Genomic DNA, 11,339 nt, shown 5'->3' on the forward strand with positions numbered 1-11,339 from the left:
ATTTATCGTGTTGACGTTTCTGCTACGTTCAGCGCACGAGCCCCGCGCCATTTGCTCTGACAGGCGGATAACGTAAAAGCAGAAATAAGGGTAAAGGTCAGCGCCGTTGCGCCCATGATGATATAGGTGTGCTCAAAGCCAATACGGTCATACATAAAGCCGGCAGGGGAAGAGACCACCACGTTGCCAACGTAGAGCATCGCCTGATAGCCGAGTAAATACATGGTGGCATTGACGCGCTTGTCGAAATGCTCGGCGATATATTTAAATACCGACACCAGCAGGAGACAAATTTCCAGACCGTACAGCGGCTTAAGCACTGAAATTAACAGGTGTGAATCACACATGCCGGAAATAATCAGACGCGCCCCAACCACCAGCCCGACAATTAACAGCCCGCGTTTGGCGCCAATAAAGTTCACAAACAGCGGGACCACCATATACATGACAAATTCCATGCCCGACTGTACGGTCCCGAGATAGCCGAATACGGCGTTGCCCTCATGAATATCATCGAAGAAGGTGACGAAATAGCGCGAGAATTGCTGCTCGGCGATAAACATCATCCATGCCACGCCCGCCACGTACAGGCAGAAGGCCCAGAATTTGCGGTTACGCAGCAGGGCGTAAACGTCAGACGGGGCTATTTTCTCTTTCGTCAGCACCTCGCCTGCGTGAGCGGAGTTAGTGTTCACTTTCAGGCTCAGCAGGACAATCAGCATCACCACCGACGCCACGCTGCCGAGAATAAAGTTATACGCCGGTGAGAGGTTGAACAGCAGGCCGGAGAAAGATGACGCCACCGCCCAGCCGAGCGATCCCCACATACGGATCTGCCCGAACTCCATGCCATTCAAACGGCTAAAGCGGTCGGAATAGGATTCACACGCCGCCACGCCCGCGTACCAGGCAAAGCTTAAATAGAGCGCGCCGATAATAATCCCCAGCAGGGTATTAGACATTAACAGCGGCTGGTAAACATAAATAAAGAATGGCGCCATCAGGACCGACATGATCACCACAAAATAGAGCAGATATTTGCTCATGCCGATCTTATCGAGAATATAGCCGTAGATCGGCTTGAGAATAACGGAGAATATCCCGTTCACCGCAAAGACGGTTCCAATCACCGATCCGCTCAGGTTGGCTTTCTGACCGAGCCAGATCGCCAGCAGACCAATACTGGCAGACCAGGTAAAGAAATAGAGAAAGATAAAGCTGCTGATTTTGTAATATTCAGTTCTGTTGGTTGTCGAAGTGCTTTTCATATCATCCTCGCCGGGGTGTAGGGCCAGATTTTTATAATGTGAACGCCAGCTTACGTTCGCTTCCGGGTTCGCTAATCACGACCTGGTTATGGGTTATATTCAGCTGCGGCGTCGCCGCAGCGGGCTGTTTTCCGCCAGCCAGAACGGCGCAACAGAGCCAGCTTTCCCCTTGCGGGAGGTCAGCTTTTAACAGCGGAATGGAGGCGCACTCCGCAAACATAATGCTGCTGTTCGGCGGCGTGACGATGCTGTCTGGCTGGCGCTGAATGATCGGCGAAAGATCGACAATGACGCTGCTGCCGTTTTCAGCCAACAGATAACAACCGCGTTCGCGCACCTGATGGGCGGTTTTCATCACCGCAAAGCCGCCCTCGACGGTTTGCAGAGTGCGCGCGCTGTTGATACGGTGCAGGCGCAGGTGCCACTCCCCGAACGGGATCTGCCAGGTCGCAATCTGCACGTCGCGCCACGGCGACCAGCGCGAGAAAATGTAATTTTCATCCACCCGAACCTCGTCGCACTCGCGACGACCGCGGAAATAGTCATCTCCGTCCGCCAGCAGCAGCATGGAATCGCAGGCGGCATGCTTCAGGCCAAAACGCCCGCGCTCAAGGGTGAATCCGAAGCGGCTGGAGTAGGCAAATTTGGTGTATTTCGCTTCGGTGTTGACGTAGTTGTTCAGCTCCAGCTGACCGGCGGTGAGCATGACGACGTGCTGAGAATCTTTCGAATGCATCAGGATCTGCTGCGCATGCGGAATCACATGTTTTTCAGCAAGCGCGGGCAGCGGTTGTTCTTCCGCCTGCCAGAACGGGTGTGCTTCCGGCAGCGCCAGGATCAGATAGGTTTTCAGCGCCCAGTACGGTGAACCGGGGGAGTTGTAATCCTCGCACATCGCCAGGTTCGGATACGCAAACCCCAGGGTAAGAATACCGTCGCGATCGACAATCGACTGCTGCTGCCACCAGCGCAGATGCCGCAGCACAATGCCCTTCACGATGCCCGGGGTGAAGACGTCCAGTTGAGAAAAGGCCACCGCGCTCCAGAAGGCAACCATGGCAAAGCGGTAGGTCAGGCTGCGGCCAAACGGCACCGAGGCGCCATCGGCGGCGGACCAGTAGATAAAGTCTTCCGCGAACAGACGCGAGCGCTCGCGCAGCACCTTCGCCCTCGCCTCGTCGTCACTCAGCGTGGCGTAAATCAGGCCGTAGAAATGGAAAGCCATGGAGATGTAGTAATCTTTCGGGCGGCCGGGACCGTCGGAATACCAGCCGTCGCCGAGGTAGTAGGCGTCCATCAGCGCAAAGCGGTGGTCAATGGCGGCCCGATCGTACGGCAGGCCGGCGCGCTTAAAGCCGAGCTGGACCATAATGGCAAAATAGTTCCAGTTGCTGTCCGGCATCTGCGCGTCGGTGATTTGGTTGAGCCACGCGTGCAGGTTCATCACCTCGCGCCCGGTAAAGTGCGCGGTGAGTTTATCCCCCAGCAGAGCGAGCCCCAGACCGTAGGCCGCCATCTCCACCAGACGCTGATCGTACGGGCCGGTTTCACCCCAGTAGCCGCTGCTTTGCGGGTCGGTACCAAGCTTAATGGCAGTAAGGTACTTCTCGCTGAACGGCGTGCTTTCGCCAGATGCCATCAGCGGAAACAGCCCCCACAGCGCGCGGGAAAGTCCCTCCATCTGCGCAATATCCGCTGTGTAATGGGCGCAGGTGTCGCCCAGCGGGAATCGTGAACGGTTCGCCGGAAATTGCGTGTCCAGCGCCTGTAAAAGTGCATTCAACGACGCCACTACCTCCTGGCGTGAAGACAACGGATTTGATTTTTCTTTGTTTGCCGCCCACATCGGTTCGCCCTCGTAATCAACTGCGGCAAAGCATAGTGAATCCGCAAGGGGCAGAAATGTTAGCCATGTCACAGGCATGAACGATGAATAAACCTCCAGTTGAGAAAATTTAAAAAGGTGGTTTATAAAGACGATCAGATGGGAAAAAGTTGAGTTTTATTGCACTATGCGCGACACGCCGACATCCGACCTTCTGGAACTGATCGCCCTGAATGATACCGTGGCCTCGTTCAGCCGCCTGTTTGCCAATACGGTGCGCTACCATCACTGGCATCAGTGTCTGGAGATCCTCTATGTGGAAGAGGGCTTTGGCGTGGCGATTGTCGATAATCGTCACTACACCATGCGCCCCGGACGACTGTTTTTCTTCCCGCCTTTTACGCTGCACAAGGTCATGGTGGACGAACAGGCGGAGGCAATTTACCGCCGCACCATTATTCATCTCGACCAGCACGCGGTGCTGAAGATCCTGCGGGATTTTCCCCAGACCCGGCAGCGCCTGGAGCGGCTGTCACGCCGTGGCGGCGAAGCGTGGGTCGCCGATTTAGCCCACTGTCACCACCATATCGACCATCTGTTTAGCTGCTATAAACCGCCGATGAACGGCGAGAGCATCGCCAGCCTGCTGATCGGCCTGTTCGCGATGCTCCCCGACGATCGCGACGGTGAGCCGGGCAACAGCCAGGGGATCGCCAGCCAGGTAATGTTCTGGCTCGACGAGCATTATCAGGAGAAATTTCGTCTGGATGCGCTGGCCGAAGAGCTGGGTAAATCACGCAGTTACGTATCGCGAAGATTCCATGCGGAAACGGGCGAAAAAATTCACGACTACCTGAACACGCTAAGATTGCGTAAGGCGTGCGAGTGTTTACTCCACACGGATTCGAGCGTGCGTGACATTGCCGCACAGGCGGGATTTTCCGACGTGACGTGGTTTATCAGCGCTTTTAAAAAGGGGATTGGCGAGACGCCGTTGCAGTACAGGAAGAACCATCGTGCGGTTTGACGCCCTCACCCCCGCCCTCTCCCACGGGGAGAGGGGGAAGATCAACCGCTCTTCTTCCCCGGCTTTAATCCGCGGTGTAACTCGTTGATGCGCTTCATCGACTTGATGGTGCGCTGCGGCTCAGTGGAGGCGACGGACAGAATAATCATCTCCAGGCACAGCAGCACCGTGCCGTGCAGCGGGATTTTGCCCTTCTCGCCACCGCGCGGGACGTGGATCACTACGCTTGCCTCTTTGCTAAAGCGCGAGTCCGTGGCGTTGGTCAGCAAAATGGTGGGAATACCCAGGCGCTTCGCTTCGCGCAGCGTGGTCTGCCCCTCCCGGTGCGCGGATTTTTGCGCCATCATTACCAGCACGTCACCGCGCTGTAGGGCAATCAGCTGTTCGGCGAGGCCAATACCGGTGCGGTTGAGCGGGATCGCAGGCAGGCCTATACGGCTAAACAGTCGCGAGGTGTACTCAGCCAGAATGCCGGATGCGCCAATGCCAAAAATAGCGACCTGTCTCGCCTGCGCCAGCAGCGACACGGCCTGCGCCATCGCGTAGCGGTTGCCCGGTTCGGACAACACCGCGCAGGTGTGCTGATGGCCTTCCAGCACAAAATCGATGCTCGCGTCGACGTCGCTGGTAAGCGTGTTTACCGTGGTGGACATCTTCTCGCTGGAGGTGACCACCGGGCCAAACCACTGCTCCAGGGTCTGCTTGAGATCCCGCAGCCCACCAAACCCAAGCGCCTGAATGGCACGCACCACGGTGGCGTCCGAGGTGTGTAGCACAGCGGCAATCTCCATTGCCGTCTGCTCCATAACCGCTTCACGATTTTCATTGATATAGCTCGCCACCTGCAGCAGACGCGGCGTCAGCTGGTGCGCCCGCGAGCGGAGGCGGTCGCCGTAGACATCAATTTTTCGGATCATCGTGCGGCCTCCGGCAGCGGACGGCCCGCTATCTGCGACTGCACCTGCGCGGCCATCAGCCCCAGCGAGGCAAATGAATTTGAGATCGCTTCCTCGCGGGAGATGAGCACGTAATGCCCGGTTCGGCAGGCGTTGAGAAACTGACACCAGCCCGGCATCACCGCATCCATCGCCGCCAGCTCGTCCTGCGGTTTTCCGCCGGTGTCCCCGCGCCAGGTGGCAAAGACAAAATCAGCATCCAGCTCCGGCAGGCGCTCGGCGCTGACGTCGATGCGCCCGCCCTCCGGGATGCTCTCAATCAGCGGCGGGAACCTGAACCCTGCGTCGCGCAGCACGCGCCCAAGCGAGTGGTAGCTGTGCATGGCGTTGATTTTGCCCTGATTGGCCTGAATCACCGAGACGGTCAGTTTGCTCGTATCGATGGTCGCCTTTAGCGCCTCGATCTGCTCCTGATAGCGACGCTCCAGAATCTTCAGCCGCGCCTCTGTCCCGGTAAGCTGCGCCAGCTTGCGGTAGATCTCCGGCGCACCGCCGTCGAGGTGATCGATACTCACCGTCGGGGCAATTTTTTCCAGCTGTTCGACCGGCGTGTTGCGGGTCGGCTCGGTGATGATAAGATCCGGCTTCGCCGCAGCGATGACTTCAATATCGATATCCGCGGTGCCGATGAATGTGATGTCGGAATTATCAAAATCGATGCCCGTCAGCATACCGCTGGAACGCAGAAAATGGCTGCCGTCCGGTCGGGTGCGGCCATGGCTGGCAACCGGCGGTACGCCAAGCTCGATCAGCGGAATGGTGATATCCAGGTCGTGCAGGGACACAATCCGCTTCGGGTTAACCGGCACCACCACGTTGCGGTTCAGGTCGTCAGTAAACGTCTGCGTTGGCTCTGCGGCTCCTACAGCAAAACCCACCAGCACCAGCATTGCAAAAAATACGCGCATTTTTATCCCCTAAAATCGATCCCGACGCTGCCAGAGCAGCAGCAGGAAAAACGGTCCGCCAATCAGTGAAATGACAATTCCCGCCGGCAGCTGCAACGGGAGAAATGCCAGCCGCCCGACGTTATCCGCCAGCAGCACCAGCAGCGCGCCCAGTACGGCACTTCCCGTCAGCAGTGCCGTTTGCCCTCCGCGCAGCAGCAGGCGCGCCATGTGCGGGGCAATCAGCCCGACAAAGCCGATACTCCCCACGCAGGAGACGCAGGCCGCGGTGAGCACCACGGGGGCAAACACGCGCAGCAGAGCGAGGCGTGAAGTCCGCACGCCCAGCCCCGTCGCAGTGTGGTTGCCGAGCAAGGCTACGTCTGCGGCGCGTGCGGTAAAGAGCAGCAGCGCAAACGCCGGCACTGTCCAGGCAGCAGCGATGCTGACCAGCGTCCAGCTTGCCGCATGCAGGCTCCCCGCCAGCCACAGCATCGCCGTCTGGACGTCGCGCACGTCGGCGGTCGTCATAAAGACCCCCATCGCGGCGGCAAACGCCCATGACACGCCGATGCCGATCAGGATGAATCGCGGGCGCGAGATATCACGCGCCAGCGCCACTACCAGCAGCGCGGTCAGCAGCCCACCGGCCATGCCGATAAGTGGACGCCAGTACGGCCCCAATCCCGGAAACTGAAAAATCAGCAGCAGCACCGCCGCGCTACAGCCCTCTTTCACGCCGATAAGACCGGGGTCAGCAAGGCCGTTGCGGGTAATGGACTGCATGGCCGCCCCCGCCATGCCGAGCATCGCGCCGCACAGCACCGCCATCAGCAGGCGCGGCAGGCGGATATCCATCACAATGTAATGCGCATCCGCCGTCAGACGTTCAGGATAAAACAGCGCACGTCCGATGGCGGAAGCAGGAATGGGCAGCGAACCGTGCGTCAGGCCAAAACTTAGCAGCAGGAGAGCGGCAAGCGATAATACGGCCAGATACAGCAGCGCCCTCGGGCGAACCAGCGCCGAGAAGGAGAAAAATCGTACTGCCCTCAATCCAGCCCGGTTCATTTGAACATCCTTGACGCCATAAGGATAAAGACCGGCGCGCCGACTAGCGCAGTCATCACGCCGGTTGCCAGCTCATACGGCGTAAACAGCGTACGGGCGGCGATATCCGCCATCAGCAGAACCAGCGCCCCGCAGAGGGCTGAAAGCGGCACCATCACGCGCAGGTCCACCGATACCAGACGGCGAATCAGCTGCGGCACCACGAGTCCGATAAACCCGATCGGTCCGGCAACTGAAACCGCCGCGCCGCACAGCAGGGCGATGGCCAGCAGCGCGAGCAGGCGCGTTTTCAGCAGCGACACGCCAAGCCCCTGCGCCATTCTCTCGCCCAGCGCCAGCATGTTCAGCGACGGCGACAGCCAGAACGCCAGCGCAAAACCCACGGCAGCGGCCCCCGCGGCGCTAGCGATCGTCTCGCCGATGACTCCCGCCACATCCCCCGCAAGCCAGGTCCGCATGGCCAGCAGCGTCTGTTCATCCAGAATCAACACCGTGGCGGTTATCGATGAGGCAAATGCCGACATCGCCACGCCGCACAGCGTGACCTTCATCGGCGTGAGACCGGTACGCCCGGATGAGGAGAACGTTAGCACCAGCAAAAAGAGTGCGGCGGCGCCAGTTGCGGCTATCAGAGGGCGGCCAAACGGCAGCGACAGCCCGAGGGCACTCGTCAGGACCACCGCCAGCGCCGCCCCTGCATTCAGCCCCAGGATATGCGGCTCGCCGAGCGGATTGCGGATCACTGATTGCAGCAGCACGCCCGCGACGCCGAGCGCCGCGCCCGTCACCAGGGCGGCGCATAGCCGCATCAAGCGCAGCCTGACGATCACGCTATGCTCAAAATTGCGCGGGTCGAAGTGGAAAAATGCGTCTACTACCGTCCGGGGGACGATAACGCGCGCCCCGATGCTCAGGTGCGCAATCGCGCCTGCCAGAAGCAGCAGCGTAAAGAGAATAAAGGCCACAGATGTGCGCATCATGGTTTGTCGTCAGCCTGACGGAACGGCATAAAGAACGGCTTGCCGGTCAGCGGGTTAACCGACATATGCACGTCGACGTCAAACACCGCTTTGATCAGCTCCGGCGTGCAGGCGTCGCCCTCATGCAGTACCCCCTCAACCTTTCCCTGACGTAAAAAGACCAGCGAATCACCGTAATTCACGGCGAAGTTGAGATCGTGCAGAACCACCACCACGGTGCGCCCGTGCCGGCGCGTCAGCGTGTGCAGCAGTTCGAGGATCTCCACCTGGTAGCGAAGGTCGAGGTACGTCGTGGGTTCATCCAGCAGGATATAGGGCGTTTGCTGCGCCAGCACCATAGCGATCCAGCAGCGCTGGCGCTGGCCGCCGGACAGGCTTTCAACCAGATGATGGGCAAACTCTGCCGTTCCGGTCAGGCGTAACGCCTCTTCCACGGCCCGCTCGTCTTCCTCGCTCCACTGGCGCATCACGTTCTGCCAGGGGAAACGTCCGCGCGAGACCAGCTCAAATACGGTTAACCCTTCTGGAAGCAGCGGAGACTGCGGCAGGATCCCGAGCTGGCGGGCTACCGCTTTGGTTGGCTGCGAGTGGATGGCTTTGCCGTCCAGCACCGCGCTGCCGCCGAGCGGCTGAAGCAGCCGTGCGAGGGTACTTAACAGCGTCGATTTTCCGCAGCCGTTTGCGCCCACCAGAACAGTCATTTTCTGCTGGGGGATCGCAAGGGAGATATCATCAACGATGATTTTTTTCTGGTAACCCGCGGAGAGGTTCTCAAGAACCAGTCCCGGCTTTTTGATGTAGTGAGCCACGTGAACGCCAACGTAAGAAAAAAAACCAACAAATAAAAATAAAACTCATTCTCTTTTGTGAGTTTGCCGCCGCTCAATGTAGTAGTCAAGCGAAGATACACCCTGTAAAACCCAGGGATAATTGAGCATCACCGCACAAATTAAAATTCATTTTTATTGATTATTTTCAATACCTTAAACAAGAAATCGAAGCGTGTTAGCCAGAGAGAAACCTCTGTAGCGAAATTTTTATTTATTCCATTTACTACTACATGCCCTCATGCTTGAATGATTCTCAATTACAAGTCCGATGCCGTAGAGGCTAACGGACAGAGCGTAAGGGCAATGACTCACACATTCTTCCGCGAGCATTTCATCGCAGGATATTTTGGGAAAACAGATGTAATGGCTAAGTTCACACCTTCATTCGCCGGGGTAAAAGGGCGCGCGCTCTTTTCACTCCTGTTCATGGCGCCTCTGGTGCACGCAGCAGCAAAAGACGGTGAGACGCTTACCGTCACTGCCGATCCTTACGCTTCCACCGACGCCACCAGCGGCTATCAGCCCCTGAACACCTCCACCGCCACGCTGACCAACATGCCGATGCTGGACATCCCGCAGGTGGTCAATACCGTCAGCGATAAAGTGCTGGAAGACCAAAACGCGACCACGCTAGACGAGGCGCTGTATAACGTCAGCAACGTGGTGCAGACCAACACCCTGGGCGGCACGCAGGATGCCTTCGTGCGCCGTGGCTTCGGCGCAAACCGCGATGGCTCGATCATGACCAACGGCCTGCGCACCGTGCTGCCGCGCAGCTTCAATGCCGCAACCGAGCGCGTGGAGGTGCTAAAAGGCCCGGCCTCGACCCTTTACGGTATTCTCGACCCCGGCGGCCTGATTAACGTGGTGACCAAACGCCCGGAGAAAACCTTCGGCGGCTCGATTTCTGCCACATCAACCAGCTTTGGCGGCGGTAGCGGACAGTTTGACGTCACCGGTCCAATTGAAGGTACGCGTCTGGCCTATCGCCTGACGGGGGAGTATCAGGACGAGGATTACTGGCGTAATTTCGGCACCGAACGCAGCACCTTTATCGCCCCGTCTTTGACCTGGTTCGGCGATGATGCCACCGTGACCGTGCTCTATTCGCATCGCGACTATAAAACGCCGTTCGATCGCGGAACGATCTTCGATCTCAACACCAAAAAGGCCGTCGACGTCGATCGCAAAACCCGCTTTGATGAGCCATTTAACGTGACCGACGGTCAGTCCGACCTCGCTCAGCTTAACGCGGAGTATCGGCTCAACAGCCAGTGGACCGCGAAGTTCGACTACAGCTACAGCCAGGATAAGTACAGCGATAACCAGGCTCGCGTGATGGCCTACGATTCAAAAACCGGCAACCTGACCCGCCGCGTGGATGCGACCCAGGGTTCGACCCAGCGTATGCACACAACGCGGGCAGATTTGCAGGGGAACGTGGACATCGCGGGCTTTTACAATGAGATCCTGACCGGCGTGTCGTATGAGAATTACGATCTGCTGCGCACGGACATGATCCGTTGTAAGAACGTTAAGGATTTCAATATTTACAACCCGAGCTACGGCAGCCTCGGCAAGTGCACCACCGTCTCGGCAGCCGACAGCGATCAAACCATCAAGCAGGAGAGCTACTCCGCCTACGCGCAGGACGCGCTGTACCTGACCGATAAATGGATCGCCGTTGCCGGACTGCGCTACCAGTATTACACCCAGTACGCGGGCAAAGGCCGTCCGTTTAACGTCAACACGGACAGCCGCGACGACCAGTGGACGCCGAAGCTGGGCCTGGTATACAAGCTCACGCCGGCAGTCTCCCTGTTTGCCAACTATTCCCAGACGTTTATGCCGCAGTCGTCCATTGCGAGCTACATCGGCGACCTGCCGCCGGAAACGTCGAACGCGTATGAAATAGGCGCTAAATTCGACCTGTTCGACGGCATTACCGCCAACATCGCGCTGTTTGATATCCACAAGCGCAACGTGCTGTACACCGAGAGCGTCGGTGATGAAACCGTCGCCAAAACCGCGGGCCGCGTGCGCTCGCAGGGTGTCGAAGTGGATCTCGCCGGATCGCTGACCGAGAACACCAACATTATCGCCAGCTACGGCTATACCGATGCGAAGGTGCTGGAAGACCCGGACTACGCGGGCAAACCGCTGCCGAACGTACCGCGCCATACCGGCTCCCTGTTCCTGACGTACGATATTCACAATGCGTTTGCCGGGAATACGCTGACAATTGGCGGCGGCGGGCACGGCGTAAGCCGCCGCTCAGCGACTAACGGTGCGGATTATTATCTGCCGGGCTATTTCGTGGCGGATGCATTTGCGGCGTACAAAATGAAGCTGCAATATCCGGTGACGCTACAGGTGAACGTGAAGAATCTGTTCGATAAGACCTACTACACGTCGTCGATTGCGACCAACAACCTGGGCAACCAGATTGGCGACCCGCGTGAAGTGCAGTTTACGGTGAAGATGGAGTTTTGACG

General features: G+C 58.2%; 9 protein-coding genes. 2 read left to right on the plus strand and 7 right to left on the minus strand.

Going from position 1 to position 11,339, the window contains the following annotated elements; all coding sequences use genetic code 11:
- Nucleotides 1–2: 2 nt before the first annotated feature.
- Entirely contained in the window at nucleotides 3–1,268 is a 1,266-nt protein-coding gene (locus ACOTYH_RS11695; protein ID WP_421637753.1) for an oligosaccharide MFS transporter, read from the minus strand.
- Between the two features lie 31 nt (nucleotides 1,269–1,299).
- Nucleotides 1,300–3,114 carry a DUF2264 domain-containing protein gene (locus ACOTYH_RS11700; RefSeq protein ID WP_047726759.1) on the minus strand — a complete coding sequence of 605 codons (1,815 nt, stop codon included), beginning with the start codon at nucleotides 3,112–3,114 and terminating at the stop codon, nucleotides 1,300–1,302.
- Nucleotides 3,115–3,280: 166 nt separating this feature from the next.
- Here ACOTYH_RS11700 and ACOTYH_RS11705 point away from each other — a divergent pair, with 166 nt between their 5' ends.
- Nucleotides 3,281–4,120 carry an AraC family transcriptional regulator gene (locus tag ACOTYH_RS11705; protein WP_023295450.1) on the plus strand — a complete coding sequence of 280 codons (840 nt, stop codon included), beginning with the start codon at nucleotides 3,281–3,283 and terminating at the stop codon, nucleotides 4,118–4,120.
- Between the two features lie 41 nt (nucleotides 4,121–4,161).
- Here the strand turns inward: ACOTYH_RS11705 and ACOTYH_RS11710 are convergent, their stop codons facing one another.
- Genes ACOTYH_RS11710 through ACOTYH_RS11730 form a run of 5 tightly spaced genes read right to left on the minus strand, consistent with a single transcriptional unit; the run spans nucleotide 4,162 to nucleotide 8,823 of the window.
- Nucleotides 4,162–5,037 carry a MurR/RpiR family transcriptional regulator gene (locus ACOTYH_RS11710; protein WP_015571883.1) on the minus strand — a complete coding sequence of 292 codons (876 nt, stop codon included), beginning with the start codon at nucleotides 5,035–5,037 and terminating at the stop codon, nucleotides 4,162–4,164.
- On the minus strand, nucleotides 5,034–5,984 hold the full coding sequence (locus ACOTYH_RS11715) for an iron-siderophore ABC transporter substrate-binding protein (RefSeq protein ID WP_421637754.1): 951 nt from the start codon (nucleotides 5,982–5,984) through the stop codon (nucleotides 5,034–5,036). The genes ACOTYH_RS11710 and ACOTYH_RS11715 overlap by 4 nt, the downstream gene beginning before the upstream one ends.
- A gap of 9 nt (nucleotides 5,985–5,993) precedes the next feature.
- Nucleotides 5,994–7,034, minus strand: coding sequence for a FecCD family ABC transporter permease (locus tag ACOTYH_RS11720; RefSeq protein WP_017692658.1), 1,041 nt, complete (start codon nucleotides 7,032–7,034; stop codon nucleotides 5,994–5,996).
- Nucleotides 7,031–8,014, minus strand: a complete 984-nt coding sequence (locus ACOTYH_RS11725; protein WP_421637755.1) for a FecCD family ABC transporter permease — start codon at nucleotides 8,012–8,014, stop codon at nucleotides 7,031–7,033. Before ACOTYH_RS11725 ends, ACOTYH_RS11720 begins: the two co-directional genes overlap by 4 nt.
- Complete coding sequence (locus ACOTYH_RS11730; RefSeq protein ID WP_017384046.1) at nucleotides 8,011–8,823, minus strand: ABC transporter ATP-binding protein; 813 nt, start codon at nucleotides 8,821–8,823, stop codon at nucleotides 8,011–8,013. The genes ACOTYH_RS11725 and ACOTYH_RS11730 overlap by 4 nt, the downstream gene beginning before the upstream one ends.
- Nucleotides 8,824–9,207: 384 nt before the next feature.
- Between ACOTYH_RS11730 and ACOTYH_RS11735 the strand changes: the two genes are divergently transcribed.
- Complete coding sequence (locus tag ACOTYH_RS11735) at nucleotides 9,208–11,337, plus strand: TonB-dependent siderophore receptor (RefSeq protein ID WP_015571887.1); 2,130 nt, start codon at nucleotides 9,208–9,210, stop codon at nucleotides 11,335–11,337.
- The last annotated feature ends 2 nt before the right edge of the window (nucleotides 11,338–11,339 follow it).

This window comes from Enterobacter cloacae complex sp. SHL001 (assembly GCF_049236825.1).
In the GTDB taxonomy this organism is placed as follows: Bacteria; Pseudomonadota; Gammaproteobacteria; order Enterobacterales; family Enterobacteriaceae; genus Enterobacter; species Enterobacter hormaechei_C.

Bases quoted from the DNA above. Each gene is read 5' to 3' on its own strand.
- ACOTYH_RS11705 (WP_023295450.1), top strand. From the start codon at position 3,281: ATGCGCGACACGCCGACATCCGACCTTCTGGAACTGATCGCCCTGAAT.
- ACOTYH_RS11720 (WP_017692658.1), bottom strand. From the start codon at position 7,034: ATGAACCGGGCTGGATTGAGGGCAGTACGATTTTTCTCCTTCTCGGCG.
- ACOTYH_RS11700 (WP_047726759.1), bottom strand. From the start codon at position 3,114: ATGTGGGCGGCAAACAAAGAAAAATCAAATCCGTTGTCTTCACGCCAG.
- ACOTYH_RS11695 (WP_421637753.1), bottom strand. From the start codon at position 1,268: ATGAAAAGCACTTCGACAACCAACAGAACTGAATATTACAAAATCAGC.
- ACOTYH_RS11710 (WP_015571883.1), bottom strand. From the start codon at position 5,037: ATGATCCGAAAAATTGATGTCTACGGCGACCGCCTCCGCTCGCGGGCG.
- ACOTYH_RS11715 (WP_421637754.1), bottom strand. From the start codon at position 5,984: ATGCGCGTATTTTTTGCAATGCTGGTGCTGGTGGGTTTTGCTGTAGGA.
- ACOTYH_RS11735 (WP_015571887.1), top strand. From the start codon at position 9,208: ATGGCTAAGTTCACACCTTCATTCGCCGGGGTAAAAGGGCGCGCGCTC.
- ACOTYH_RS11725 (WP_421637755.1), bottom strand. From the start codon at position 8,014: ATGATGCGCACATCTGTGGCCTTTATTCTCTTTACGCTGCTGCTTCTG.